Origin of the sequence: Agromyces sp. Marseille-P2726, assembly GCF_902809835.1 — a bacterium.
GTDB lineage: Bacteria > Actinomycetota > Actinomycetes > Actinomycetales > Microbacteriaceae > Agromyces.
The window spans coordinates 84,181-110,235 of record NZ_CADDWM010000009.1; the positions used below are offsets into that span (position 1 = coordinate 84,181).

The following is a 26,055-nucleotide window of genomic DNA, read 5'->3' on the forward strand; positions in this document are numbered from 1 at the left end:
TTGTGGAAAACCTGTGGAACATTAACGAGCAACCCGGTGATTCCTGTTGAGACGGGCTTGGCGCCTGTGGAGAACTCCGCGACCGACGGATGCCGCAGGCCGACGCCTTCGTCACGACTCACATGTTGTCCACAGCCACGGATCGCATCACTCGAGCGTCGTTGCGCCGATCGCCGAACACCATCCACAGATTCCACAGCGGTTAACACTGTTAAGAGAGAACTGGATTAATCGAGGGATCCCGACAACATTCGGAGACGGCCCAGAGCCGCACCGATTCCTCCGGCGCCGGGAAGAACTCTGCGGATAGCATGGGGGAGCCACCCAGCCCCTTCAGGGCCAACACAGCCACGACGGGAGAACCGTGAAGTTCCAGGTCAATCGCGACGTCTTCAGTGAGGCCGTCTCCTTCGCCGTCAAGCTCCTGCCCCAGCGCACGACCCTGCCGATCCTGTCGGGCATCCTCATCGAGGCGAATGCCGATGGCCTCGTGCTCTCCTCCTTCGACTACGAGGTGTCGTCCCAGACCGAGATCCAGGCCGATGTCGAAGAGCCCGGCACCGTACTCGTGTCGGGCCGGCTGCTCGCGGAGATCGCCGGTCGGCTGCCGAACGCTCCCGTTCGAGTCGCGACAGAGGAGTCCCGCATCTCGGTGACCTGCGGCTCCGCGACCTTCACGCTGCTATCGATGCCCGTCGAGGAATATCCGTCGATCCCCGAGGTCGGCGAGCAATCCGGACTGGTTCCGGCCGACGAATTCGCGACGGCCGTCGCGCAAGTGGCCGTCGCGGCATCCCGAGACGATGTGACCCCGGTCATCACCGGTGTGCAACTCGAGGTGCGCGAGAATCACCTGAGCCTCGTCGCGACCGACCGCTACCGGGTGGCCGTGCGAGAGATCGAGTGGGATGGCGGCTCGGTCTCCTCCGATGACGCCGTCGCGGCGCTGGTTCCTGCCCGCACGCTGCAGGAGGTCGGAAAGACGTTCGGGCACTCGGGCAACATCTCGGTTGCGATCACGAGTCGCGACGACCGCGAACTGATCGCCTTCAGTGCCGAGAAGAAGACCGTCACCTCGCTGCTCATCAAGGGCAACTTCCCGCCGGTGCGTCGACTCTTCCCCGATGCCGTCGAGAACTACGCGGTGATGAACACCGCCGAGCTCATCGAGGCGACCCGCCGCGTCGCGTTGGTGCTCGAGCGCGAGGCCGCCCTGCGCTACAGCTTCACCGCCGACGGCCTCACCCTCGAGGCGATCGGCAGCGAGCAGGCGCAGGCATCGGAGTCGATCGACGCGATCCTCACCGGCGACGACACGGTGGTATCGCTGAAGCCGCAGTTCCTGCTCGACGGCCTCGGCGCCGTGCACTCCGAGTTCGTTCGCATCTCGTTCACGAAGACCGAGAATCCGAACAAGCCCGGCCCCGTGCTCATCACGAGCCAGACCTCGCGCGACCAGGCCGGCGCCGACACGTACCGCTACCTCCTGCAGCCGAACCTGCTGCTGCGCTGAGCCGCGTCGACCACCGAGGCAGGTGTCGTCGGGCGCGGGTAGCGTGGTGATTCCGGATGCCGCGTCGTCGAAGGGAGCCCAGCGTGCACGTCGCCCGGCTCTCGCTCACGGACTACCGCAACTACCGGCGCGCCGAGATCTCGCTCGAGGCGGGTGCGACGGTGTTCGTCGGGCGGAACGGGCAGGGCAAGACGAACCTCGTCGAGGCGATCGGCTATCTCTCGACACTGGGATCGCACCGGGTGTCGGGCGATCAGGCCCTCATCAGGGCCGGAGCTGACTCGGCCATCATCCGGGCACTTCTCACGCACGGCGACCGCGAGGTGCTCATCGAGGTGCAGCTGAATCGCCAGGGCGCGAACCGCGCGCAGTTGAATCGTGCACCGGTCAAGGCGCGCGAACTCCCGCGTTACGCGCACACGGTGCTCTTCGCTCCCGAGGACCTCGCGATCGTCCGTGGCGAGCCCTCGGTGCGACGGCGGATGCTCGACGAGCTGCTGGTGCAGCGCACCCCTCGTCTCGCCGGCGTCATGACGGACTACGAGCGGGTGCTGAAGCAGCGCAACTCCCTCCTGAAGAGTGCGCGTTCGAGGGGGCTCGCCGCCAGCCAGCTCTCCACCCTCGATATCTGGGACGAACGGCTGGTGAGCCTCGGCTCCGAACTCATCGAGCAGCGGGTCGCGCTGATCCGCGAACTGGCGACACCGCTGGCTGACGCGTATCGAGCCATCGTCGACGCCGACCATGCGCCCGAGCTTCATCCGCTGCTCTCGATCGATGGCGCGGATCCCGAGAGTTCGGCCGAAGGTCTCGAAACGCGTCCGGCTTCGCCGGGCGCTCGACCATCGAACGAAGCTGACATCGAGTCCCGGTTCGGCCATGCCCTTCGGGTCCTCCGGCCGAAGGAACTCGAGCGCGGCATCACGCTTGCCGGGCCACATCGCGATGACGTGGTGCTGCTGCTCAACTCGCTGCCGGCGAAGGGGTACGCGAGCCACGGCGAATCGTGGTCCTTCGCCCTGGCCCTGCGCCTCGCGTCCGCCGAGCTCCTTCGACGCGACAGCACGACGGGCGATCCGGTGCTCGTGCTCGACGACGTGTTCGCCGAACTCGACCGAACTCGACGCGACCGCCTCGCGATGGCCATCGGGGAATTCGAGCAGGTCCTCGTCACCGCGGCGGTCCTCCAAGACGTGCCCGACCCGCTCACCGCCCGTGTCGTCCACATCGAGGCGGGCCGCGTGGAAGAGAGCGAGCCGACCGGTGTCTGAGGCCGCCCGCGTCTACCAGCACTTCCGCGAGATCTTCGGTGATGCACGTCCACGACCCGGCCGGGCTCGTCCGCGTCAGCGGGAGTCATCCGGCAGCGAACCGTTCACCCCCGGCCGCGACCCCGAGCCGCTCGGCGAAGCGATCGATGGACTCACCGCGCAGCTCGGCTGGACAGCGCCGTTGTCGCAGCACGACCTGCTCGTGGCATGGGCGCAGATCGCGGGCGACGAGATCGCGAAGCACTCCGAGGCGATCGCGATCGAGAACGGCGTGCTGCAGGTGCGGTGCGAGTCGACCGCGTGGGCGACGCAGCTCCGGCTGATGCGCACCGAGTTGGTCACCCGCATCCTCGACCGGTTCCCTCGTGCCGGCGTCGAGACCATCCGCTTCCAGGGGCCGGATGCCCCCACCTGGAAAAAGGGCCCCAGATCGGTTCCAGGGCGTGGCCCGCGCGATACTTACGGCTGACACGGCAAATTCGGTCACTCCACCAGCGGCATCCCCTCAGATCGGCGCTTCCGGCCTTCGGCGAAGGCTCGGTTTGATAGGGTTAAGGGTCGCCAGAATGACGGTCAGGAGCCCGATTCACACATGACAGCCGAACCCCTGAAGGCCCAGCAGAAGCCGGAATACGGCGCCGACGCGATCCAGGTTCTCGAGGGCCTCGAAGCGGTTCGCAAGCGACCGGGCATGTACATCGGTTCCACCGGACCACGCGGGCTCCACCACCTGGTGTACGAGATCGTCGACAACTCGGTCGATGAGGCGCTGGCCGGTTACGCGACGGCGATCGACGTGACCATCCTTCCCGACGGTGGGGTTCGCGTGGTCGACGACGGCCGCGGCATCCCCGTCGACATCCACAAGGCCGAGGGCAGGTCGACCGTCGAGGTCGTGCTCACCGTGCTCCACGCCGGCGGCAAGTTCGGCGGCGGCGGATACGCCGTCTCGGGCGGGCTGCACGGCGTCGGGTCATCCGTCGTCAACGCACTCTCATCGAGGCTCGAAGTCGAGGTCCGCCGGCAGGGAGCGGTCTGGCGGCAGTCGTTCACGGTCGGCGTGCCCGACGCGCCGCTCGAGAAGGGCGAGGCCACCGACGCCACCGGCACCGTCATCACGTTCTGGCCGAGCCCCGAGGTGTTCGAGACCGTCGAGTTCGACTACGAGACGCTCCGCACACGCTTCCAGCAGTACGCCTTCCTCAACAAGGGGCTGCGCATCACCCTCACCGACATGCGTCTCGGGCACACCGAGGTCGACCCCGACGACACGGCCGACACCGAGACCGATCCCGCCGCCCCGCGTTCCGACACCTTCCTGTATGAGCGCGGCCTCGTCGACTACGTCGAGTACCTCAACCGCTCCAAGAAGTCCGATGTGGTGAACGACGAGATCATCTCGTTCGAAACCGAGAACTCCGAGCGCAAGATCGCGCTCGAGGTCGCGATGCAGTGGACCACGGCGTACACCGAATCGGTGCACACCTACGCGAACACGATCAACACGCACGAGGGCGGCACGCACGAGGAGGGGTTCCGCGCGGCGCTCACCACCCTCGTGAACCGATACGCGCGTGAGAAGGGCATCCTCAAAGACAAGGACGACAACCTCTCGGGCGAAGACGTCCGCGAGGGACTGACGGCCGTGATCTCGGTCAAGCTCGGCGAGCCACAGTTCGAAGGCCAGACGAAGACCAAGCTCGGCAACACCGAGGCGAAGTCGTTCGTGCAGAAGGTGACGGGCGACCAGTTGGGCGACTGGTTCGAGCGCAATCCGTCGCAGGCCCGTGAGATCATCCGCAAGGCGATCCAGGCGGCGACCGCGCGGATCGCCGCACGAAAGGCGCGCGAGGCCACCCGGCGCAAGGGCCTGCTCGAGTCGGGCGGCATGCCCGGCAAGCTCAAGGACTGCTCGTCGAAAGACCCATCCGTCTCCGAGATCTTCATCGTCGAGGGCGATTCGGCGGGCGGATCCGCCGTGCAGGGCCGAAACCCAGAGACGCAGGCCATCCTGCCCCTGCGCGGCAAGATCCTGAACGTCGAGAAGGCACGCCTCGACCGCGCCCTCGCCAACGCCGAGATCCAGGCGATGATCACGGCATTCGGGGCGGGCATCGGCGAGGACTTCGATCCCGACAAGGTCAGGTACCACAAGATCGTGCTGATGGCCGACGCCGATGTCGACGGCCAGCACATCACGACCCTGCTGCTCACGCTGCTGTTCCGCTACATGCGGCCGCTCATCGAGCTGGGGTACGTCTACCTGGCCCAGCCGCCGCTCTACCGCCTGAAGTGGACGAACGCGGAGCATCAGTTCGTGTACTCCGACAAGGAGCGCGACCTGCTGCTCGCCGATGGCATCGCGAAAGGCTGGCGCATCCCGAAGGACAACGGGATCCAGCGCTACAAGGGTCTCGGCGAGATGAACCACCAGGAGCTGTGGGAGACGACGATGAACCCCGAGACCCGCACGCTGCTCCAAGTCACCATGGAAGACGCAGCTGCCGCCGACGAGATCTTCTCGACCCTGATGGGCGAAGACGTCGAAAGCCGCCGCAGCTTCATCCAGAAGAACGCGAAGGACGTGCGTTTCCTTGATATCTGACCGCGCGAACCGCGCAAGCGGCGAGCCGGTCAGGGTCGAGTAGTCCGGCCCTTCCGGCCGGACGTATCGAGACCCAGCACATGACGAAACGAGAAACGAGAAGATGACGGACGAGAGCGACACCGGCGAGGCCTTCGGCGTGCACGGCAAGATCGACCAGGTCGACCTGCAGCTCGAGATGCAGCGCTCGTACCTCGACTACGCGATGAGCGTCATCGTCGGCCGTGCCCTGCCAGACGTGCGCGACGGCCTGAAGCCGGTGCACCGCCGGGTCATCTACGCGATGTACGACGGCGGGTACCGTCCCGACAAGGCGTTCTCGAAGTGCGCTCGCGTGGTGGGCGACGTGATGGGCCAGTTCCACCCCCACGGCGACACCGCCATCTACGACGCGCTGGTGCGGCTGGTTCAGCCGTGGAGCATGCGCTACCCCCTCGCGTTGGGCCAGGGCAACTTCGGATCGCCCGGCAACGACGGCGCCGCGGCGCCGCGGTACACCGAGACGAAGATGGCGCCGCTCGCCCTCGAGATGGTTCGCGACATCGAGAAGGACACCGTCGACTTCCAGGACAACTACGACGGTCACACGCAGGAGCCGTCGATCCTGCCGTCGCGATTCCCGAACCTGCTGGTCAACGGGTCGGTCGGCATCGCCGTCGGCATGGCGACCAATATTCCTCCGCACAATCTCCGCGAAGTGGCATCCGGCGCCCAGTGGTACCTCGAGCACCCCGACGCCACCCGCGAAGAACTGCAAGAGGCGCTGATGCAGCGCATCAAGGGGCCCGACTTCCCGACCGGCGCCCAGATCCTGGGCGTGAAGGGCATCAACGACGCGTACCGCACCGGTCGCGGTTCCATCACGATGCGGGCCGTCGTCTCGGTCGAGGAACTGCAGGGTCGCACCTGCCTCGTCGTGACCGAGCTTCCGTACCAGGTCAACCCCGACAACCTGGCGATCAAGATCGCCGACCTCGTGAAAGACGGGCGCATCGGCGGCATCGCCGACATCCGCGACGAGACCTCGGGCCGCACCGGTCAGCGCCTCGTGATCGTGCTGAAGCGCGATGCCGTCGCCAAGGTGGTGCTGAACAACCTCTACAAGCACACCCAGCTCCAAGACAACTTCGGCGCGAACATGCTGGCGATCGTCGACGGCGTACCCCGCACCCTGTCGATCGACGGCTTCATCGCACACTGGGTCGACCACCAGGTCGAGGTCATCGTGCGCCGCACCCGGTTCCTCCTCCGCGAGGCCGAGGCGCGTATGCACATCCTGCGCGGCTACCTCAAGGCGCTCGACGCGCTCGACGAGGTCATCGCGCTCATCCGGCGGTCGCCCACCGTCGAGGAGGCCCGCGACGGACTGATCGGGCTGCTCGACATCGACGAGCTGCAGGCCCGGGCCATCCTCGAACTGCAGCTGCGCCGGCTTGCAGCGCTCGAGCGTCAGAAGATCATCGACGAAGCCGAGGAACTCGAGGCGCTCATCGCCGACTACCGCGAGATCATCGGGTCACCCGAGCGCCAGCGCGGGATCGTCTCGGAGGAGCTCGCCGAGATCACCGCCAAGTACGGTGACGAGCGACGTACCCGCATTCTGCCGGGCTTCGATGGCGACATGTCGGTCGAAGACCTGATTCCCGAGGAGGAGATGGTCGTCACCGTGACGCGGGGCGGCTACGTCAAGCGCACCCGCAGTGACAACTACCGTTCGCAGCACCGCGGCGGAAAGGGCGTCAGGGGCGCCCAGCTTCGGGCCGACGACGTGGTCGAGCATTTCTTCGTCACGACGACCCACCACTGGCTCCTCTTCTTCACGAACATGGGGCGCGTCTACCGGGCGAAGGCCTACGAGATCCAGGAGGGCGGCCGCGACGCGAAGGGCCAGCACGTCGCCAACCTCCTCGAGCTGCAGCCCGATGAGCGCATCGCCGAGATCCTCGACATCCCCGACTACGAGGTCGCGCAGTACCTCGTGCTCGCCACCCGAGACGGGCTCGTCAAGAAGACCGATCTCACCGCCTACGACACGAATCGGTCGCGCGGCGTCATCGCGATCAACCTCCGCGACGGCGACGAGCTCGTGTCGGCGATGCTCGCCGACGAAGACGACGAGATCCTCCTCGTCTCGAAGAAGGGCATGTCGCTTCGATTCGAGGCGACGGATGCCGCACTCCGCCCCATGGGACGTGCCACGTCGGGCGTGAAGGGCATGAGCTTCCGCACCGGCGACTCGCTGCTCGAGGCATCCGTCGTCGCGCACTCCAACGGCGACGGCGATGCGGCAGACGGCCCCGAAGACAACGGACAGAAGTTCAGCCCGGCCGACACCTACGTCTTCGTCGTGACCGAAGGGGGGTACGCGAAGCGCACTCGGGTGGAGGACTATCGCAAGCAGCAGCGCGGCGGAATCGGCATCAAGGTCGCGAAGCTCAACGACGACCGCGGCGACCTCGCCGGCTCGCTCATCGTCTCCGGAAGCGACGAGGTGCTTGTGGTTCTTGCCAGCGGCAAGGTGGTACGCTCTGACGTCGCCGAGGTCCCCGCCAAGGGCAGGGACACGATGGGCGTCGTGTTCGCGAAGTTCGCGAACGACGACCGGATCATCGCCATCGCGAAGAATTCCGAACGGAACCTCGTGGAGGAGACCGCAGACACCGATGCGGCCGAGCCCGCGCGAGAGGAGTAACCACGTATGAGTAGCGTCGCCGAGAAGCTCGCCCGCAAGGGCAGCCGCCGGCCTCCGGCCAAGCAGGTCCGCCTGCGGCTCGTCTACATCGACTTCTGGTCGGCGGTGAAGCTGTCGTTCCTCGTGGCCGTGTGCTTCGCCGTCATCAGCATCGTGGTGACCTTCCTCATCCACACCGTGCTGAACTCCACCGGGATCTTCGAGCAGGTCAACTCCCTCGTGCAGGATGTCGCGGGCTCGGGCGGCGACCTCTCGTCCATTCTTTCGCTCGGCAACGTCATGGGCTTCGCGGTCGTCGCGGCGCTGTTGAACCTCGTCGTCACGACCGCGCTCGGGGCGATCATCGCCGTGCTCTACAACCTCAGCGTCAAGATCACGGGCGGCATCCTGGTCGGCTTCACGAACAACTGACTCGCGACGAAGGCGACAGCGTTCGGCCGAGTCAGGTTGAGTCGGCGGCCCCTCCCGGGACGCCGAATCGAAACCTCAGCGTCGAGAACCCGGCCCGATTCGGAGATTCCCGACCCGTCGGGTAGTCTTTCCTTCGGCCGAAATTCGGGGATATAGCTCAGGCGGTTAGAGCGCTTCGCTGATAACGAAGAGGTCCGAGGTTCAAGTCCTCGTATCCCCACCGAACAATTCCACAGCTTGCGGATGCCGCGGCATCCGCTCGGGGGCCTTAGCTCAGTTGGTAGAGCGCCTGCTTTGCAAGCAGGATGTCAGGAGTTCGAATCTCCTAGGCTCCACACTGCTTGTTCTGCAAGCCGGTCCCGGCCCGGCTTGCGTCGATTCGCGATTCGCCGTACACGCCGCCGAATCGCTGTGGCTAATTTGAGATGTCGGGTTGCGTTCCGGTCCCGGCCCGGCTTGCGTCGATTCGAACGTCGCGCCGTGACGAGCGTCCCGTGAGTCAGGTGGGCCCGTGCTGCTTCCCTGCGCGCCGTCGGGGTTTACAGTGGCGGGATGGACATCCGCGTCGCCGCGTACGGGGTCATCATCCGCGACGGGATGATCCTGCTGTCCCACTGGAACCAGCACGGGCGGTCGGGATGGACGCTTCCCGGCGGCGGGATCGAGGGTGCCGAGCATCCGGTGCAGGCCGCGAAACGCGAGATCCTCGAGGAGACCGGCTACGAGGCATCCGTCGACCGGCTGCTCGGCATCGACACGATGGTCGTACCGGCGCCCCGACGCCACGCCGCAAGCGTGCCGCTCTACGCAATACGGATCGTGTACCGGGCGAGCGTCGTCGCCGGCGAGCTGCACAGCGAGGTCGGCGGGTCGAGTGACGAGGCTCGTTGGTTCCCGCTCGGAGACGTGCCGAGCCTCAAGCGAGTCAGCCTGCTCGACATCGCCCTGCGGATGAACGCCGCCGAACCGGCCGATGGCGTCGCGCCACCGGCGCCGCGGACGGCGGACGAGACGGATTCGTCACTCATGGCGAACGGCGACGACGACAGCGCAGGGACCTGATGGGCCGATGCGCTCTCGACGACGCCGTTCACCCGGAACCGCGCGGCTCGCTTCCTCATCGACGACGAGGTCGCGAGCCGCGGCGGCTCGGTGATGGACTCGGTTGCCGCGTTCATCAGAGCTGCGGGCTTCCGAGGGTGGCGAGTCGCAGGAACTCGCCGTCGCGTGCACGGGTTGCGGCCTGCTCGGTCTGGCGACGGAGCTGCATCGCATCGTGAGTGCGGCGCTCGTCCTGGCGACGGCTCCACGCGAGGAGCGCGAGGCCGGCGCGGCGGGCGAGCCGTTCGTGCAGTTGGCGTGCCTGGGCACGGAGGGCGGTGGCTCGACCTCGATCGGTCGAGCCGACGGTGAGCGAACTGGTGTTCACGATCATTCCTTCGGTTGTGGGTGGGTGATGGTTCTTCGAGGTGACGGAAATGGGCGCGCGAAAGCGCGCTCGCGCAGGGGCGAAGAGACGCGCGTGCGCAGGAGCGACCGCGCTGCGGCATCCGGATCAGGACATGGCGACGACGACGGTCGACGTCGGATGGAGTGACGGATGCGGCCGTCGCACCACTGGCGACGGGGCGGTCAGGCGCTCACGCGCACGACGCGCTGGCGGCTAGCAGGCCGCAATGGCGAGGAGGACTTCCGTGTGTGCCTGACGAGAAATGCGAATGGGCATCATCGGTATCAACTCCTCTCCGGTCTTCAGGGAACGCGACCGAGTGTTGACCTTAGCGGGACTTTCGTACCGAACGCAAGGCGATTTCTCAGATTCGTCGAAATGCGGCAGAAAATCGGTGCAGACCCTGAGCGGTGCGCAACGGAACGTTCCGTGGAGACGACGAACGCCCCACCGGAGCGGTGAGGCGTTCGCGTACGTTTCGGCGTGAAGATCAGATGGTCGCGTCTGTGGACGTCGACGAGGTCGAGGACGGCGGCGTGGCCGGCGGAGGCGTCGTGGGCATCGGCTCGTCGTCGGCGACCCAGAGCTCATCATCGGCGCGGAACGTCTGCCACACCGCGTACGCGACGCCGACGGCGGCGATCACGCCAGCGCCGATGGCGAGATACGTGCCGAAGCCGGGGCCCTTCTTCTGCTCCACGATCGCGGCCGAACGGGGCGAGACGCGGCCGACCGCACGACGCACGCGAGCATCATTGGCGACATCGCCGATCGCGAGCAACGACCCGAGGGCGGTGCCGAGCGTCTTCTCGGCCGTGTTGCCCGCGGATTGCGCGAGGCTCCTCGCCTGATCGACGCGCGGGCGCAGGTAGCTGTCGTAGCCCATACGCATCCGCGGAACGACCTCTTCGCGGGTGAGGTGACCGAGCTGCCGGCTCGCCTCCCTCGCCACGATGTTGGCGTGCTCGAGCACGTTCTGCTGGTTGCCCCAGAGTTCCTCGGCACTCCTGCGCAGTCGCTTGAGTTCCTTCCGGCGCTTGCGTGACAGGCTCATCTCGACCTCCATCGTTGTGCGGCGAACTCCTCCATCTTGCCACCGAAACGGCTGGAAACGGGGTGGGAGGCCGAATCCTCCGTACGGCTTGACGAACAGGCCCATGACAGAATAGGTGGATGCCGATTCACACCGCAGTCGCGACGCTCAACACCAATCACGGCCCGATCAAGGTCGACCTCTACGGCCACCATGCCCCGAAGACCGTGAAGAACTTCGTCGGACTGGCGACCGGCGAGATCGAGTGGACCCACCCGGCAACCGGCGAGAAGTCGAACGACCCGCTGTACAACGGCGTCATCTTCCATCGCATCATCCCCGGATTCATGATCCAGGGCGGCGACCCGCTCGGCCAGGGCGTCGGCGGACCGGGCTATCAGTTCGACGACGAGATCAACCCCGAGCTCGACTTCACCGAGCCGTACGTGCTCGCAATGGCGAACGCCGGCATCCAGGGCGGCCGCGGCACGAACGGATCGCAGTTCTTCATCACGGTCGGGCCGACGACGTGGCTGCAGGGAAAGCACACCATCTTCGGCAAGGTGACGGATGCCGCGAGCCAGGCTGTCGTCGACAAGCTCGCCGCGGTTCCGACCGACGGGCGCGACCGTCCCCTCGAGGACGTCGTGATCGAGAGCGTCACGGTCGAGCAGGTCTGACACTCGGGTGAGCGAACCGGGCGTCGATCGCGCGAACTCCTGCTACCGGCATCCCGACCGGGAGAGCTACGTGCTCTGCCAGCGATGCGGCCGCACCATCTGCGGTGAGTGCCAGACCCCGGCGCCGGTCGGCGTGATCTGTCCCGAGTGCATGCGCGAGCAGCGCGCGGCGGCTCCGCGCACGAAGCCCGCCGTGATCACGCGGGCGCGCTCAGCGGCGGGTCGTGGGGCCCCGGTCGTGACATATTCCCTGATCGGCATCACGGCATTCGTGTACCTGCTGCAGTGGATTCCCGGGCTCGGGGTGACGAACGCGCTGTTCTTCAGCCCGGTGTTCATGACCGGGCTCATCCCCGAGCCGTGGCGGGCGATCACCTCCGTGTTCCTGCACTCGACCGCGCTGATCTTCCACATCCTGCTGAACATGTACACGCTGTGGATCTTCGGCCGCCTGCTCGAGCCCATGCTCGGCCGCATCCGGTTCCTCGCCCTCTACCTCATCAGCGGGCTGGCCGGATCGGTCGGCGTCGTCGTCTTCGCTGCGCCGAATTCGCAGGTACTCGGGGCGTCGGGTGCCATCTTCGGGTTGATGGGCGCCTTCGTCGTGATCCAGCGCAGGCTGGGCGGCAACGCCACGCAGCTCTACATCCTGCTCGCGATCAACCTCGCGATCGGGTTCATCCCGGGCGCGAACATCTCGTGGCAGGCCCACCTCGGTGGGCTCATCGGCGGCGCGCTCGTCGGCCTCGTCTACCTCGAGACCCGAGACCGCTCGAGGCGCGCGTTGCAGATCGGACTGCTCATCGTGCTCACCGTGGCGCTCATCGCCATCGCCGTCGTCGTCGCTCGTTGGAAGATCGGCGCGGCCTAGTTATCCACAGCTCTGTCCACATGTGGGGAGAGTTACAGCGATGTAGTTGACGCCTCTTCGGGGGTCAGCCCAACGGGTCTTTCCGTTGCGTCGTCGACGGCGACGGCACACGGAAAACGGGCGGTGCCGCGGCATCCGCCCGCTTTCTCGGGGCGTGAACGAGCCGAGGGCTCGGCTCAGCGCCAGCGTGTCGTCATGAGGAACCCGACGAACGCGATTCCGAATCCGATGAGGATGTTCCAGGAACCGAGGTCGGCGATCGGAAGCCGGCCCTGGCTCACGTAGAAGACGATGATCCAGGCGAGTCCGAGCAGCATGAAGCCGAACATCACGGGCTTGAACCAGACCGGATTCGGCGTCTCTTCGCCGCTCACCTGTTCAGCGCGCTCGGGCTTCGTTGGTTTCGTACGTGCCATGCGGGCGATTCTATCCGAGTCCGACTGGGACTCCCAGCCGAGGCCACCTGCCGCCCGGGCGAGTGCCCGTCGCCGCCGAATAGACTGGTGATCAGGGGCGGGCTTCACCGGGGTGTCTCGCTGCCGGCCCCGTCCTCCCGAACCCAAGCAACGGTGACCACATGACCCGAATCCTCGTGCTCGACAACTACGACAGCTTCGTCTACACGCTGAACGGCTATCTCCAGGAGCTCGGAGCGACGACCGAAGTCGTGCGCAACGACGCGATCGCGCCGTCGGACGTGGCCGCTCGCCTCGGCGAGTACGACGCGGTGCTCATCTCACCCGGACCCGGCAAGCCGACGGACGCGGGTGTGTCGATCCCGGTCGTCGAGGCGGCCCTCGAGGCCGGTCAGCCATTGCTCGGCGTGTGTCTCGGCCACCAGGCCATCGCAGAGGCGTTCGGCGGCGTGGTGACGAACGCCGATGAGCTGATGCACGGCAAGACCTCGAGCATCACGCACGACGACAGCGAGTTCTACCACGGGGTGCCGCAGCCGTTCACTGCGACCCGGTACCACTCCCTGGCCGTGGTCGACGGCACCCTCCCGCCCGAGCTCGTCATCACCAGTCGCACGCAGGGCGGCGTGATCATGGGCCTGCGGCATGAGTCGGCGCCGATCTTCGGCGTGCAGTTCCACCCCGAGTCGGTGCTGACCGAGGGCGGCTACCGCATGCTCGGGAACTGGCTCGGGGTCGCCGGCCTCCCCGAGGCGCGGGAGCGGGCCGTGAGCCTGAGTCCGTTGGTGCGTACCGCCTGAGCCGACGGCTCAGCCCGCGCAGTACGTCAGCTCGACGTCGGAGCGTTGCGGCACGTCTCCGGGGGCGAGCGACTGCTGCGTCACGGGTGAGCCGGGCTGTGACTCGCACGAGGGGTCGGGTTTCGGGATCGGGTTCAGCTGGAGGTTCTCGGCGGCCAGGTACGAGGATGCCGCGGCGAGGGTCTGCCCGGTGAGGTCGGTCAGCGTGACGAGACCGCTGGAGATCCGGAAGTCGACCGTCGACCCGGCCTCGGCCGACGTGCCACCCTCGGGCGTCGTGCCCAGCACGGTGTCGGCGGGCACGGATGGCGAGTTCTCGCGGGTCTCGGTGCCCGGGGCGAGACCGACGGCCTCGAGGTCGAGCTTGGCCTGTTCCAGCGTCTTGTTCCGCACGTCGGGCACGGTCACCGCCTCACGGCCCGTCGAGACGTAGATCGTGACGGCGGTTCCCGTGTTGACGATCTCGCCGGCGGGCGGATCGCTGCGGATGACCTCATCGGCGGGCACGGTGTCGCTGGTCTCGTCGATACGGCTCGCCGGGAGCCCCAGCTCCTGCAACTCGCGCACGGCCTCTTCATAGCTGGCGCCCGTCAGCGTGGGGATCTCGCGCGCGTTGGAGGGGAGGTCATCGGCCGGTCGCAGGTTGAACGCCCAGTACATGACCGCGATCACGATGACGACGACGGCGATGATGCCCGACCAGATCCAGATCGCCGGAGGGCGCCGCTGCGTGCGGGTCATCGTCTCGTCCTCGGTGAGCTGGCGCAGGGCGAGCTCCGAGGTCGAGAGGGAGCTGGTCGGCGCGCTGAACAGCATGTCGGCCTCGTCGGGCCGCCGCCGCACGGGGACGCGACCCGCCGCCGCGGCGTCGACGTCGGCTCGGAACTCGGCCGCCGTCTGGTACCGCTGCTCGCGGTTCTTCGTCAAGGCGTGCAGCACGACCGCATCCAGCGCCGGCGACACCTTCGGGTTGATGACGCTCGGCTTGACCGGTCGCTCGCTCACATGCTGGTACGCGACGGCCACAGGTGTGTCGCCGCGGAACGGCGGACGCCCGGTGAGCATCTCGAAGAGCACCACGCCCGTGGAGTACAGGTCGGTGCGGGCATCCACCGTCTCGCCCTTCGCCTGCTCGGGTGAGAAGTACGACGCCGTCCCGAGGATGGCGGTGGTCTGCGCGACCGTCGTCGACGAGTCGGAGACGGCACGGGCGATGCCGAAGTCCATCACCTTCACCTGGCCGGTGGTGGTGATCATGATGTTGCCGGGCTTGATGTCGCGATGCACGACGCCCGCACGGTGCGAGTACTCGAGGGCGGTGAGCACGCCGTCGATGACCCGAACCGCCGCAACCGGGTCGACCGGTCCGTCGCGGATGATGTCCTTGAGCAGGCGCCCCTCCACGTACTCCATCACGATGAAGGGCAGCTGCACCTCGTGGCCTGCGGAGTCGACGACGGTCTCCTCGCCGGCGTCGAATACCCGGACGATCGTCGGGTGCGCCATCCGGGCCGCCGACTGCGCCTCCTGCCGGAACCGCATGCGGAACGCAGGATCGGTCGCCAGCTGCGGCTTGAGGAGCTTGATCGCGACCTGCCGGCCCAGCCGGGCGTCGGATCCGACGTGGACATCCGACATGCCGCCGCGACCGATGAGGGCACCGACTCGGTAACGCCCGGCGAGCACGCGTCCTTCATCGCTCACGTGCGTCTCCGTCCTCGTCTCGAATCCTCCAGTCACGCTCGGCCCCTGTGATCAGTTCTCGATGTCGACCGTGAGGGCAGGCGAGAAGGGCGAGTCGAGCTGACCGCAGAAGTACCGGTACGTGACCTGGAACGAGCCTCCGGGGGTGTTGTTCACGTTGACCTGAGCGCTCGTGGTTCCGGGACCGAAGACCGGGTTGTTCGGGACCGTGGCATCGCCGGTCACCGCGACCTCGTAACCGCTGAGCGTCTGGCCGGCGGGGCAGCTCTGACCGGGCCAGTTCACGGTGATCTGGCCGACGTCGGGCTGCACGGGGTTGTTCTCGGTCGACGGCGGGTCGGTCGGAGCGCTGGGGGCGACGGGATCGGTGAGGTACGTGAGCGTGATCGTGGTGCCCGGCTGCACGGGACCGCTCGGGTTCACCTCGGAGACGGTGTTGGCGAGCCCCGGTTCGGTCGCCGCGGCACCCGCCTGCCGGTTGACGGGAAGACCCAGCCCCTCGATCTGCGCCGCCGCCTCGTCGATGTTCATGCCGATGTAGGCGTTGCGGTCGATCTGGATGGTCTCGGGCGGAGCCTCGGTGGGCGTCGGCGTGGGTGTCGGCGTCGGCGTCGCGGTCTGCGTCGGCCGGGCCGTCGTCGTCGTCGGGTCGTCGTTGCCCCGGTTCCCGTTCATCGCGAGCGCGATGATCGTGCCGATCAGGACGATCGCCAGGATGGCGATGAGCACGATGAGCGGCCAGGTCCACGGGCTGCGCTTCTTCTTCTCGGGCTCCTCCTCCTCGACGACCTCGCCATCGGAGATGCCGGCAGCTCCCACGCCTCCGGCCGCGCCCGAGGGCAGGACGGTGGTGGCTGCCGTGGCACCCGACTGGGGGAGCAGCATCGTCGCGGCCGTCGCCCCCGCGGCACCGAGCACAGCGGGAACGGCTGCACCGGCAGCCTGGACGTCGCCCCGACGGAGCGCGGTGGCCGCGCGAGCCAGGTGTGCCGCAGACTGCGGGCGGTCGGCGGGATTCTTCGCGATGCACGAGTAGACGAGGTTGCGTACCGGCTCGGAGACCGTCACGGGCAGGTCGGGCGGCGTCTCATTGATCTGCGCCATCGCGATGGCCACCTGCGACTCGCCCGTGAACGGGCGGCGGCCGGCGAGGGCCTCGTAGGCCACGATTCCGAGCGAGTAGATGTCGGTCGTGGGCGACGCGGGATGCCCCGACGCCTGTTCGGGCGAGAGGTACTGCACGGTGCCCATGACCTGGCCGGTGGCGGTGAGCGGTACCTGGTCGGCGATGCGGGCGATGCCGAAGTCGGTGATCTTCACGCGGCCGTCGGGTGTGATGAGCAGGTTGCCGGGCTTGATGTCGCGGTGCACGAGTCCGGCGGCGTGCGCGGCCTGCAGCGCGGAGGCGGTCTGCGCGACGATGTCGAGCACCTTGTCGGTCGAGAGCACGTGCTCACGCTCGAGGATGGTCGAGAGGGCCTCGCCGGGTACGAGCTCCATCACGAGGTAGGCGCTGCCCTCCTCCTCGCCGTAGTCGAAGACGTTGGCGATGCCCTCGTGGTTCACGAGCGCGGCGTGGCGGGCCTCGGCGCGGAACCGCTCGAGGAAGCCGGGGTCGCCGAGGTACTCGTCCTTCAGGATCTTGATCGCGACCTGGCGGCCGATGACGAGGTCGGTGGCCTGCCACACCTCGCCCATGCCCCCGATGGCTATCCGGGACTGCAGTTCATAGCGTCCCCCGAAGGTGAGCCCTGCGCTCGGTCTCATTGATTCAGCACCGCCTCTAGTACCTCTTTTGCCACAGGCGCGGCAATGAGATTGCCGAACCCCTCCTGACCAAGTCCCCCGCCATTCTCCACGAGAACCGTGATCGCGTATTGCGGGTTGTCGGCGGGGGCAAAACCGGTGAACCACAAGGTGTAAGGGTCGTCCTCGCCGTTCTCCGCTGTACCCGTCTTACCGGCCACGCTGACGCCGTCTATTCTTGCATTACTCGCAGCACCGTTCTCGACGCCGTTGACCATCATCTCGACCATGGTGTTCGCCGTCTGCTCGCTGATCGCACGGCCGAATTCCGCGGGTTCGAACTCCTGGAGCGGGGTGAAGTCGGGAGCCGTGATCGAGTCGACGAGGTTCGGATTCATGACGATGCCACCGTTCGCGATCGCGGCCGACACCATCGCCATCTGCATCGGCGTCGCCCGCACATCACCCTGCCCGAACGCGGTGAGGGCGGTCTGCGGTTCGTCGAGCCCGCGGGGGTAGGTGCTGACCTCGGTCGCCGTCGGGATCTCGAACTCGGAGTTGAACCCGAACTTCTCCGCCTGCTGGCGGATGGCCGTGTCGCCGAGCTCCATGCCCAGCTCGGCGAACGGGATGTTGCACGAGAGCCGCAGCGCGGTGGCGAGGGTGACCTCGGATCCGCCCCCGCAGGTGCCGCCGCCCGAGTTGCGCACCACGGAGTCGGTTCCGGGCAGCGTCAGCGACGACGGGTTCGGGAAGGTCGACTCGGGGGTGTACCGGCCCGACTCGAGTGCAGCGGCGGTGACGACCAGCTTGAAGACCGAGCCGGGCGGGTTCATGTCGCCACCGGTCGCGCGGTTGAAGAGCGGGTCGGTCGGGTCGGCCAGGAGGCCTTCGTAGGTCGCCTGCACGGCGGCCGAGTCATGCACGGCGAGCGCGTTCGGATCGTACGTGGGCTTGGTCACCATGGCGAGGATGCGCCCGGTCGCCGGCTCGGTGACGATGACCGCCCCGGTGTAGTCGCCGAGGGCATCCCATGATGCCTGCTGCAGCACGGGGTCGATGGCGACCTCGACCGATGCGCCCATCGGGTCCTGCCCGGAGATGAGGCGGTTCAGCGAGTCGAAGAATTGGCTCGACGACTGCCCGCTGAGGTACGAGTTCAGCGATTGCTCGAGTCCGGTCGCCTCGCCGTTGACCGGGATGTACCCCGTGACGGGCGCGTAGAGGGGGCCGTTCGAGTACACGCGCTGGAACTTGTAGAGGTCATCCGTCGGCTGCGAGAAGGCGATGGGGTCGCCCCCGACGAGGATCGGCCCGCGTTCCACCGAATAGCTCTCGTAGAGGGTCCGCGAGTTCCGGGGGTCGGCGGCCAGCGATTCGGCCTGCACGAACTGGATGATCGTCGACGAGACGAACAGCGCCAGGAACATGAGCAGCGCGACGATGGTCACGCGCTTGAGCTCTCGATTCATCCGTCGATCACCAGCCTCGGATGGTTGCGCACCGTGTCGGAGAGCCGAAGCAGCAGTGCGACGATGATCCAGTGGGCGACGAGCGAGGAGCCGCCCGCCGCGAGGAAGGGCGTCGTCAGGCCGGTCAGCGGGATGACCCGGGTGACGCCGCCGACCACGATGAAGACCTGCAGGGCGATGACGAACGCCAGGCCGACGCCGAGGAGCTTGCCGAAGTCGTCCTGTCCGGCGAAGCCGATGCGGAAGCCGCGGGCCACGAACAGCACGTACAGGGCGAGGATCGCGAAGACTCCGGCCAGGCCGAGCTCCTCGCCGAGACTCGCGATGATGTAGTCGCTCTGGGGCACAGGTGTGATGTCAGGGCGGCCCTGCCCCCAGCCCGTGCCGATGAGCCCGCCATTCGCGAGGCCGAACAGGCCCTGCACGACCTGATAGCTGCCGCCGAACTCCTGGTCGAAGCGCTCGGGGTTGAACGGGTCGAGCCAGTTCGCGAACCGGTTGCCGACGTAGTCGAGGGTCTGACTGGCGACGAGCGCACCGCCGATGAAGAGCCCGAGGCCGAGCACGACCCAGGAGAGCCGGCTGGTGGCCACGTACAGCATGACGAGGAAGAGCCCGAAGTACAACAGCGCGGTGCCGAGGTCGCGCTGGAAGACGATGACGGCCATCGACAGGGCCCAGACGACGAGCAGGGGACCGAGGTCGCGAGCCCGCGGGAACTGCATGCCGAGGAACTTGCGCCCCACCATCGAGAGCGAGTCGCGGTTGCGCACGAGATACCCGGCGAAGAAGACCGCGAGCGCGATCTTCGCGATCTCACCCGGCTGGAAGGTGGCGATGCCGATGGAGATCCACACCTGGGCGCCGCCCTCGCGGTGACCGAGACCGGGCACGAGGGGCAGGAGCAGCAGCACGATCGCGATGAGCCCCGAGAGGTAGGTGTACCGGAACAGCACCCGATGGTTGCGGAGCAGCACGATCGTCACGATTCCGGCGATGATCGCGATCGCGCTCCACACGATCTGGCGCACCGATGCGCTCTCCCAGCCGCTCTCGGCGTTGGCGATGTCGATGCGGTAGATCATCGCGATGCCGAGGCCGTTCAGCACCGTGGCGATCGGCAGCAGGAACGGGTCGGCGTCGCGCGCGACGAATCGCATCGCGATGTGCATGCCGAACGCGAGCACCGAGAGGCCGACGCCGAGCAGCACGAGCTGGGTGTCGATGCCGCCCATCGCGCCGAGCTGCACGAGCACGATCGCGGCGGCGTTGATCATGCAGGCGACGATGAGCAGCCACAGCTCGGTGTTGCGGAGCTTCTGCGGAAGTCGGATGCGACGCACTCCGCTCGGCGGAGTGGCCGAGACACCCCCGGGCGGAGTGGTGGTCCGCATCGCGCGACCACCGGCACGGTCAGTCAACGGACTCCTCCAATCGCTGCACGATGCGGGACGCCTCCGCGAAGGAGCCGGCGCTGATGGTCTGCTCCACTCGCTGCTGGTCGTATGTGCGGAGGTCGGCGACGTCGATGGTGGTCTCGGTGTGCAGCTCGTGCAGCGAGAGCGGCCCGAGGTTCTGCTGGATCCCCTGGAAGATCGCGACCCGGCCGTTGGACTCGCCCACGTAGTAGCGGGTCTGCGTCCACTGGTAGCCGAGTACGAACGCGGTGACGATGGCCGCGATGAGGAGCACGATCCAGAAGCTCCAGACCCAGCGGCGGCGCCGGCGGCGACGCGCGTCCTCTTCGATCAGCTCGTCGAAGTAGTCCTCGGAGTCGGGCTCGAAATGCGTCTCCTGCACCGGGTGAGGGCGCAGGCTGGGCAGTCGGATGCCGCGTGCGCGCACCGGCTCCGCCGCGGCGCCGAAGGCGAGCGGTGCCGCCGCCGACCCGACCACCAATGGCGGCGTGGCCGGCGCGGGCGGCTCGCCGATGTCGATCACGACGACGGTGACGTTGTCGGGCGCGCCGCCGTCGAGCGACGCCTTGACGAGCCGGTCGGCGACCTGCTTGGCGCCGGCATCGGCGGACAGCAGTTCGTGCAGCTTCTCGAACGGCACGACCCCCGACAGTCCGTCGGAGCAGAGCATCCAGCGGTCACCGGGCCGGGTGTCGAGCACCATCGAATCGATCTCGGGCGAGGCCTCGACGTCGCCGAGGACCCGCATGAGCACGGACCGCCGAGGATGCACCATCGCCTCCTCGGCGGTGATGCGCCCGGCATCGACGAGGCGCTGCACGAAGGTGTGGTCGGTCGAGATCTGGCTGAGCTCCCCTGAACGGAGCAGGTAGATGCGAGAGTCGCCGATGTGCGAGATGACGACCTGATCGTCGTGCAGCAGCACCGCGCTCACGGTGGTGCCCATGCCCGTGAGCTCGGAGTGGTCGGCCACGGTCTCGGCGAGTTGACGGTTCGCGGCGATCAGGGCGTGCTCGAGGGCCGCCGTCGCCTCGGACGCCGAATCGTAGTCCGCATCGGCCTCGGCGATGCGCCGTGTGGCGATGGCACTGGCGACGTCACCGCCGGCGTGGCCGCCCATGCCGTCGGCGACGAGGAACAGCCGCTGCCCGGCGTACCCCGAGTCCTGGTTGTTCGAGCGGATCCGACCGACGTGCGAGACCGCCGCGCTCGCCTTGACCGTGGCCATGGCTACCGCCGCAGCTCGAACGTCGTCGCTCCGACCTTCACGGTGGCTCCGAGCGGGATGGGCGTCGGCACGGTCACTCGGGAGCCGTTGAGGAAGGTGCCGTTCGTGGAATCGAGGTCCTGGATCATCCAGCGGCCGTTCCAGAGCATGAGGCGGGCGTGGTGCGTCGAGGTGTAGTCGTCGCGGATGATGATCGCCGAGTCGGCCGACCGCCCGATCGTGATCTCGTCGCGGCCGAGCGGGAACTCGGTGCCGGCCTTCTGGCCGCTCGTGATCACGAGCTTCGTCGCGTTCTGGGTCGACGCCGTCTCACCGCCGGGCCCCGACGCCGGGGCCGCGGGGTGCGGGGCCGCACCGGCCGATGCTCCGACGGCCGCCGGCGCAGCCGCCGGGAACGACGCGGCCGGCGCCGGGGCCTGCGCCGCTCCGGCGTCTGGCTGCAGCTTGCGCACCCGCTGGCCGAACAGGTCGCTGCGGAGGGCGTACACGATGGCGAAGATGAAGACCCAGAGCAGCACGAGGAAACCGAGCTGAAGAACCAGGAGAGTGAGTTCGCTCATTCGCCGGGCCCCCAGAACCCGCCCGGGTCGGACCGGCGGTCGGCGGGGGCGGCGTTGTGCGCGCCCGTCGCCGACGCCTGCGCGAGCACGCGGAAGACGATGCGCGTGCGCCCGATGGTGATCACCGAATCGGGTTCGAGCACCGCCTCCGTCACCGGGGCGCCGTTCAGCTGGGTGCCGTTCGTGGAGCCGAGATCGCGGACCCGGGCTCGGGTGCCGTCCCACTGCACCTCGGCGTGGCGCCGAGAGGCGCCCGAGTCGTCGAGGGTGAGGTCGGCTTCGCTGCCACGACCGATGATCGTGCGTCCCTTGATGATCGGGTGACGCGTGCCACCGACGTCGAGCACCGGCGTCCAGGCGACGTTGCCCTTCACGTTGCGGGAGTCGACCTGCACCATGCCCTCGGAGAGTGCGGCGTCGGGCTCGAGGGTGATGGAGATGCCCCCGGCGAATTGGAACCGCTGGTTCGCGGCGTGCTTCTGCACGAGGTCGGTCAGTTCGTCGATCAGCGCCGGCCCGAGGCCGGCCATGCGGTCGTGATCGGCGGGCGACATCCGTACCCGGAACGTGTTCGGCACGAGCACCCGGTCGCGAGAGACGACCGCCGCCTTCGTGTCGATCTCGCGCTTGAGTGCCGCGGTGATCTCGACGGGCTGCAGCCCCGAGCGGAAGGTCTTGGCGAAAGCGCCGTTGACGGCGCGTTCGAGACCCTTCTCGAAGTTGTCCAGTAGGCCCACAGGTCTCCCGATCCGGTTCCGTGATTGTGTGTCATGTTAGCGGTGGCGTCTGGGAACGCTCCCGATCAGTCCACGGGTATCGGCGCCTCCTCGTCGTCGGGGTCGAGCGACAACGTGGGCAGCGATGCGGTGAGCAGCGTGCCGTCGGAGCGGCGCGATCCCTCGACGTCGCGCATCGTCGGGGCGCCGAAGAGGCGCGGCCCCTGATCGAGGAGGGGAACGCTCACGGGCTCGTCGGCCGTGACGACGATCTCGGCGCCTCGGACCCGCAGGCGCGCCTCGTCGCCGACCTCGAGCGTGAACGAGATGGTCGTGGGCTCGAGCTCGACCCGCACGCGGGTGCCGCGGAGGGTGATGCGGAACGTGAGCTTCGTCCACTCGTCGGGCAGCCGAGGGTCGAACGTGAAGACGCCTCCGTGGTCGCGGAATCCGCCGAAGCCGGCGACGAGCGTGCTCCACACGCCGCCGGCAGAGGCGACGTGCACACCGTCGGCCGCGTTGTGGTGCAGGTCGGCGAGGTCGACGAAGAGCGCGGCGCGGAAGTACCGCATGGCCAGCTCGTGGTACCCGACCTCCGAGGCGATGATCGACTGCACGATCGCCGAGAGGGTGGAGTCGCCCGTCGTCAGCGGGTCGTAGTACTCGAAGTCGGCGCGCTTCATCTCGGTCGAGAAGCGATCGCCCTGCAGGTAGAGGGCGAGCACGACGTCGGCCTGCTTCAGCACCTGGAAGCGATAGATGACGAGCGGATGGTAGTGAAGCAGCAGGGGGCGGCGGTCTTCGGGCGTGTTCTCGAGGTCCCACAGCTCCTTCTGGAGGAACTGCGAGTCCTGCGGATGGATGCCGAGCTGCTCGTCGTAGGGGATGTGCATGTGCGCGGCGGCCCGACGCCAGCTCGCGACCTCACCGGGAGTGATGTCGAGGCGGTTCACGAGCTTGTGGTAGGCGATCGGGTTGTCGACCTGCAGGTTGTCGACGGCGGATGCCGCGGCCGCGAGGTTCGCGCGCGCCATCACGTTGGTGTACAGGTTGTCGTTCACGACCGTCGTGTACTCGTCGGGACCCGTGACGCCGTGGACGTGGAACACGTCGTCGGTCTTGTTGGATCGCCAGAAGCCGAGGTCCTCCCACATGCGGGCGGTTTCGACGAGGATGTCGATCGCACCACGGGCGAGGAAGTCCACATCGCCGGTGGCGGCGACGTACTGGCACAGCGCGTAGGCGATGTCCGCATCGATGTGGTACTGCGCCGTGCCGGCCGCGTAGTACGCCGACGATTCCTGCCCGTTGATCGTGCGCCAGGGGAACAGGGCTCCGCGCTGGTTGAGCTCGATCGCCCGAGCACGGGCGGCGTCGAGCATGCGCTGCCGGAATCGGAGCACGTTGCGGGCGACGATCGGAGCCGTGTAGCTCAGGAACGGCATGACGTAGATCTCGCTGTCCCAGAAGTAGTGCCCGCCGTAGCCGGAACCGGTGACGCCCTTCGCCGCGACGCCGTCGCCGTCGGTGCGGGCCGTGGCCTGTGCGAGCTGGAACAGGTTCCAGCGCACCGCTTGCTGCAGCGCCGGCTGGTCGGCGATCTCGACGTCGGACCGCGCCCAGAAGTCGTCGAGCCAGGAACGCTGCTGGTCGAACAGCTCGGCCACGCCGAGCTCGATGGCGCGGTCGAGGGTGCGGTCGGTGCGGTCGACCAGCTCGCGGGTGGGCACGATGCGCGCGGTGTGGTAGGTGACGAACTTCGTGACCCGGATCGGCTTGCCCTGCTTCGCCTGGATCCGATAGATGTGCTTCGCGAGGTCGTCGCCGATCGATCCGCTCTCGGTGTACGGGTTCTCGGTCGAGATGGTGTGCTCGGCGCCGACCGCGAGGGTCATGCCCGAGTTGGTGCACTGGTACCCGAGCACGTAGCGACCGTTGCCCGAGCGCTGCACGCGCGGCTGCAGCACGCGGTCGATGAACTGCTCGGCCCGGCGCGGGTCGAATCCGGCGGGGGGCGCCGTCACGCCCGAACGGTACTCGTCGCGGCCGTCCTGGCGGTTCAGGATCGGGCTCGAGATCGTGACCGCGGCATCCGCATCGAGCAGTTCGACCTCGTAGTCCATGATGGCGAGGTGCCGGTCGGTGAAGGAGGTCATGCGCCGACTCGTGATGAGCACGCGCTTGCCCGACGGCGTGCGCCACTCGATGGAACGCGACAGCGTTCCGAGACGGAAGTCGAGGCGCCGCTCGTAGCCGAGCAGCTCGGCGACGGTGAGCACGAGGGGCTCGTCGTCGACGTAGAGGCGAATCACCTTCGCATCGGGGGCGTTCACGATCGTCTGACCGACCCGCGCGAAGCCGAACGCCTCCTCGGCGTGCCGGATCGGCCAGGTCTCGTGGAAGCCGTTGATGAACGTGCCGTGGAAGTAGCCGTCGCGGCCCTCCTCGACGTTGCCGCGCAGCCCGAGGTACCCGTTGCCGACGGCGAACAGGGTCTCGGTGCGGCCCATGTCGTGCATCCCGAAGTCGGTCTCGACGAGCGCCCACTCGTCGATCGGGAACCGTAGGCGATTCAGGGGGTCGTTGTCGGCGAACCTCATGCGGGTTCCTCTCGGGTGGTGCTCGGGGGAAGCGCGGGGATGAGCTCGTCGAGCTCGTCGACGATCACGTCGGCGCCGAGTTGCTCGAGCGCGGTGCGGCCGACGCCGCGATCGACCCCGACGACGATACCGAATTCTCCGGCCGCCCCGGCCTTCACACCCGATTCGGCGTCCTCGATGACGGCGCACGCGGTGGTGGGGAGGCCGAGCAGTTCGGCGGCGCGCTCGAACGTGTCGGGCTCGGGCTTGCCGGGCAGCCCCTCGCGTGCGGCGACCGAGCCGTCGACGACCACGTCGAACCGGTCGGCGAGCCCGGCCGCCTCGAGCACCGCGGGCGCGTTCTTCGAACTCGACACGACGGCGACCTTCGCCCCGGTGCGCTCGACCGCGTCGAGGAACGCGACGCTCGCGGGATACGCGGTGACGCCCTCCTCCGCGAGCGTCGCATTGAAGGCCTCGTTCTTGCGGTTGCCGAGGCCGTGCACCGTGTCTTCGGTCGGGGCATCCGTCACGTCGCCCTCTTCCAGGCGGATGCCGCGGCTCTCGAGCAGCGAGCGGACGCCGTCGTAGCGGGGCTTGCCGTCGATGTACGCGTAGTAGTCGGCCTCTTCATATGGGCGCGCCCCGTGCGCCTCGAGGAACGGGGTGAACAGGCGCGCCCAGGCGTGCATGTGCACGGTCGCGGTGGGCGTGAGCACGCCGTCGAGGTCGAAGAGGTAGCCCCGGATGCCGCTGAGGTCGACGCCTCGACGGGGCGTAGGGGAGGTTTCGGGCGAGGTCACGGTCGTCCTTTCGTCGGATCGGGTTGTAGGGCACCGGATCCCGCTGATCGATGCTATTCCCGACGACCGTGGAGTGCGAGGCCGGAC

Annotated in this window: 22 protein-coding genes and 2 tRNA genes; 12 read left to right on the plus strand and 12 right to left on the minus strand. The window is 67.7% G+C overall.

Features of this window, described 5'->3' with window-relative positions; translation table 11 throughout:
- Positions 1 to 364 precede the first annotated feature (364 nt).
- The 9 genes from dnaN to HUS56_RS02945 all read left to right on the plus strand — a co-directional run bounded on the left by dnaN (position 365) and on the right by HUS56_RS02945 (position 9,554).
- Positions 365 to 1,513 carry a DNA polymerase III subunit beta gene (gene dnaN, locus HUS56_RS02905; protein ID WP_173921890.1) on the plus strand — a complete coding sequence of 383 codons (1,149 nt, stop codon included), beginning with the start codon at positions 365 to 367 and terminating at the stop codon, positions 1,511 to 1,513.
- An 83-nt stretch (positions 1,514 to 1,596) separates the two neighbouring features.
- Positions 1,597 to 2,784 carry a DNA replication/repair protein RecF gene (gene recF, locus HUS56_RS02910; protein ID WP_173921891.1) on the plus strand — a complete coding sequence of 396 codons (1,188 nt, stop codon included), beginning with the start codon at positions 1,597 to 1,599 and terminating at the stop codon, positions 2,782 to 2,784.
- On the plus strand, positions 2,777 to 3,253 hold the full coding sequence (locus HUS56_RS02915) for a DUF721 domain-containing protein (RefSeq protein WP_254431254.1): 477 nt from the start codon (positions 2,777 to 2,779) through the stop codon (positions 3,251 to 3,253). The genes recF and HUS56_RS02915 overlap by 8 nt, the downstream gene beginning before the upstream one ends.
- 123 nt (positions 3,254 to 3,376) lie before the next feature.
- Positions 3,377 to 5,389, plus strand: a complete 2,013-nt coding sequence (gene gyrB, locus HUS56_RS02920) for a DNA topoisomerase (ATP-hydrolyzing) subunit B (RefSeq protein ID WP_173921893.1) — start codon at positions 3,377 to 3,379, stop codon at positions 5,387 to 5,389.
- A gap of 103 nt (positions 5,390 to 5,492) precedes the next feature.
- A complete protein-coding gene (gene gyrA / locus HUS56_RS02925) occupies positions 5,493 to 8,081 on the plus strand; it encodes a DNA gyrase subunit A (protein ID WP_173921894.1) in 2,589 nt (862 codons plus the stop codon).
- A 6-nt stretch (positions 8,082 to 8,087) separates the two neighbouring features.
- The gene (locus tag HUS56_RS02930; protein WP_173921895.1) at positions 8,088 to 8,492 is read left to right on the plus strand and encodes a DUF3566 domain-containing protein; all 405 of its coding nucleotides are present in this window, start codon (positions 8,088 to 8,090) and stop codon (positions 8,490 to 8,492) included.
- A 146-nt stretch (positions 8,493 to 8,638) separates the two neighbouring features.
- Positions 8,639 to 8,712: transfer RNA gene (locus tag HUS56_RS02935), tRNA-Ile, on the plus strand.
- 42 nt (positions 8,713 to 8,754) lie between these two features.
- Positions 8,755 to 8,827: transfer RNA gene (locus tag HUS56_RS02940), tRNA-Ala, on the plus strand.
- A gap of 217 nt (positions 8,828 to 9,044) precedes the next feature.
- Positions 9,045 to 9,554 carry an NUDIX hydrolase gene (locus tag HUS56_RS02945; RefSeq protein ID WP_173921896.1) on the plus strand — a complete coding sequence of 170 codons (510 nt, stop codon included), beginning with the start codon at positions 9,045 to 9,047 and terminating at the stop codon, positions 9,552 to 9,554.
- A 115-nt stretch (positions 9,555 to 9,669) separates the two neighbouring features.
- Here the strand turns inward: HUS56_RS02945 and HUS56_RS02950 are convergent, their stop codons facing one another.
- On the minus strand, positions 9,670 to 9,921 hold the full coding sequence (locus HUS56_RS02950) for a hypothetical protein (RefSeq protein ID WP_173921897.1): 252 nt from the start codon (positions 9,919 to 9,921) through the stop codon (positions 9,670 to 9,672).
- A gap of 511 nt (positions 9,922 to 10,432) precedes the next feature.
- On the minus strand, positions 10,433 to 10,996 hold the full coding sequence (locus HUS56_RS02955) for a hypothetical protein (protein ID WP_173921898.1): 564 nt from the start codon (positions 10,994 to 10,996) through the stop codon (positions 10,433 to 10,435).
- Positions 10,997 to 11,115: 119 nt separating this feature from the next.
- Here HUS56_RS02955 and HUS56_RS02960 point away from each other — a divergent pair, with 119 nt between their 5' ends.
- Together HUS56_RS02960 and HUS56_RS02965 are read left to right on the plus strand one after the other, a co-directional pair.
- Positions 11,116 to 11,655: a peptidylprolyl isomerase gene (locus tag HUS56_RS02960; RefSeq protein WP_173921899.1), complete on the plus strand. Its 540-nt coding sequence runs from the start codon at positions 11,116 to 11,118 to the stop codon at positions 11,653 to 11,655.
- Between the two features lie 7 nt (positions 11,656 to 11,662).
- The gene (locus HUS56_RS02965) at positions 11,663 to 12,526 is read left to right on the plus strand and encodes a rhomboid family intramembrane serine protease (protein ID WP_173921900.1); all 864 of its coding nucleotides are present in this window, start codon (positions 11,663 to 11,665) and stop codon (positions 12,524 to 12,526) included.
- 176 nt (positions 12,527 to 12,702) lie between these two features.
- Here the strand turns inward: HUS56_RS02965 and HUS56_RS02970 are convergent, their stop codons facing one another.
- Complete coding sequence (locus tag HUS56_RS02970) at positions 12,703 to 12,942, minus strand: cell division protein CrgA (RefSeq protein ID WP_173921901.1); 240 nt, start codon at positions 12,940 to 12,942, stop codon at positions 12,703 to 12,705.
- A 161-nt stretch (positions 12,943 to 13,103) separates the two neighbouring features.
- Between HUS56_RS02970 and HUS56_RS02975 the strand changes: the two genes are divergently transcribed.
- The gene (locus HUS56_RS02975) at positions 13,104 to 13,742 is read left to right on the plus strand and encodes an aminodeoxychorismate/anthranilate synthase component II (RefSeq protein WP_173921902.1); all 639 of its coding nucleotides are present in this window, start codon (positions 13,104 to 13,106) and stop codon (positions 13,740 to 13,742) included.
- Between the two features lie 9 nt (positions 13,743 to 13,751).
- On the opposite strand, the gene pknB is transcribed toward HUS56_RS02975, so the two are convergent.
- The 9 genes from pknB to HUS56_RS03020 all read right to left on the minus strand — a co-directional run bounded on the left by pknB (position 13,752) and on the right by HUS56_RS03020 (position 25,968).
- Positions 13,752 to 15,380: a Stk1 family PASTA domain-containing Ser/Thr kinase gene (pknB, locus tag HUS56_RS02980; RefSeq protein WP_254431257.1), complete on the minus strand. Its 1,629-nt coding sequence runs from the start codon at positions 15,378 to 15,380 to the stop codon at positions 13,752 to 13,754.
- A gap of 117 nt (positions 15,381 to 15,497) precedes the next feature.
- Positions 15,498 to 17,213 (minus strand): protein kinase, encoded by a 1,716-nt coding sequence (locus HUS56_RS02985; protein WP_173921904.1) that lies wholly within the window; start codon positions 17,211 to 17,213, stop codon positions 15,498 to 15,500.
- A complete protein-coding gene (locus HUS56_RS02990) occupies positions 17,210 to 18,664 on the minus strand; it encodes a penicillin-binding protein 2 (protein ID WP_173921905.1) in 1,455 nt (484 codons plus the stop codon). The genes HUS56_RS02985 and HUS56_RS02990 overlap by 4 nt, the downstream gene beginning before the upstream one ends.
- A complete protein-coding gene (locus tag HUS56_RS02995; protein WP_173921928.1) occupies positions 18,661 to 20,058 on the minus strand; it encodes an FtsW/RodA/SpoVE family cell cycle protein in 1,398 nt (465 codons plus the stop codon). Before HUS56_RS02995 ends, HUS56_RS02990 begins: the two co-directional genes overlap by 4 nt.
- A gap of 19 nt (positions 20,059 to 20,077) precedes the next feature.
- Positions 20,078 to 21,310, minus strand: coding sequence for a PP2C family serine/threonine-protein phosphatase (locus tag HUS56_RS03000; RefSeq protein WP_173921906.1), 1,233 nt, complete (start codon positions 21,308 to 21,310; stop codon positions 20,078 to 20,080).
- Between the two features lie 2 nt (positions 21,311 to 21,312).
- Positions 21,313 to 21,870, minus strand: coding sequence for an FHA domain-containing protein (locus tag HUS56_RS03005; RefSeq protein WP_173921907.1), 558 nt, complete (start codon positions 21,868 to 21,870; stop codon positions 21,313 to 21,315).
- Complete coding sequence (locus HUS56_RS03010; protein ID WP_173921908.1) at positions 21,867 to 22,607, minus strand: DUF3662 and FHA domain-containing protein; 741 nt, start codon at positions 22,605 to 22,607, stop codon at positions 21,867 to 21,869. Before HUS56_RS03010 ends, HUS56_RS03005 begins: the two co-directional genes overlap by 4 nt.
- A 65-nt stretch (positions 22,608 to 22,672) precedes the next feature.
- The gene (locus HUS56_RS03015) at positions 22,673 to 25,186 is read right to left on the minus strand and encodes a glycoside hydrolase family 65 protein (protein ID WP_173921909.1); all 2,514 of its coding nucleotides are present in this window, start codon (positions 25,184 to 25,186) and stop codon (positions 22,673 to 22,675) included.
- Positions 25,183 to 25,968, minus strand: coding sequence for an HAD family hydrolase (locus HUS56_RS03020; RefSeq protein ID WP_371808290.1), 786 nt, complete (start codon positions 25,966 to 25,968; stop codon positions 25,183 to 25,185). Before HUS56_RS03020 ends, HUS56_RS03015 begins: the two co-directional genes overlap by 4 nt.
- Between the last annotated feature and the right edge of the window lie 87 nt (positions 25,969 to 26,055).

Bases quoted from the DNA above. Each gene is read 5' to 3' on its own strand.
- HUS56_RS02975 (WP_173921902.1), top strand. From the start codon at position 13,104: ATGACCCGAATCCTCGTGCTCGACAACTACGACAGCTTCGTCTACACG.
- HUS56_RS02930 (WP_173921895.1), top strand. From the start codon at position 8,088: ATGAGTAGCGTCGCCGAGAAGCTCGCCCGCAAGGGCAGCCGCCGGCCT.
- HUS56_RS02985 (WP_173921904.1), bottom strand. From the start codon at position 17,213: ATGAGACCGAGCGCAGGGCTCACCTTCGGGGGACGCTATGAACTGCAG.
- HUS56_RS03015 (WP_173921909.1), bottom strand. From the start codon at position 25,186: ATGAGGTTCGCCGACAACGACCCCCTGAATCGCCTACGGTTCCCGATC.
- gyrB (WP_173921893.1), top strand. From the start codon at position 3,377: ATGACAGCCGAACCCCTGAAGGCCCAGCAGAAGCCGGAATACGGCGCC.
- HUS56_RS02960 (WP_173921899.1), top strand. From the start codon at position 11,116: ATGCCGATTCACACCGCAGTCGCGACGCTCAACACCAATCACGGCCCG.
- HUS56_RS02945 (WP_173921896.1), top strand. From the start codon at position 9,045: ATGGACATCCGCGTCGCCGCGTACGGGGTCATCATCCGCGACGGGATG.
- HUS56_RS02995 (WP_173921928.1), bottom strand. From the start codon at position 20,058: ATGCGGACCACCACTCCGCCCGGGGGTGTCTCGGCCACTCCGCCGAGC.
- HUS56_RS02970 (WP_173921901.1), bottom strand. From the start codon at position 12,942: ATGGCACGTACGAAACCAACGAAGCCCGAGCGCGCTGAACAGGTGAGC.
- HUS56_RS03005 (WP_173921907.1), bottom strand. From the start codon at position 21,870: ATGAGCGAACTCACTCTCCTGGTTCTTCAGCTCGGTTTCCTCGTGCTG.
- pknB (WP_254431257.1), bottom strand. From the start codon at position 15,380: ATGTCGGATGTCCACGTCGGATCCGACGCCCGGCTGGGCCGGCAGGTC.
- HUS56_RS02955 (WP_173921898.1), bottom strand. From the start codon at position 10,996: ATGAGCCTGTCACGCAAGCGCCGGAAGGAACTCAAGCGACTGCGCAGG.
- gyrA (WP_173921894.1), top strand. From the start codon at position 5,493: ATGACGGACGAGAGCGACACCGGCGAGGCCTTCGGCGTGCACGGCAAG.
- HUS56_RS02990 (WP_173921905.1), bottom strand. From the start codon at position 18,664: ATGAATCGAGAGCTCAAGCGCGTGACCATCGTCGCGCTGCTCATGTTC.
- HUS56_RS03000 (WP_173921906.1), bottom strand. From the start codon at position 21,310: ATGGCCACGGTCAAGGCGAGCGCGGCGGTCTCGCACGTCGGTCGGATC.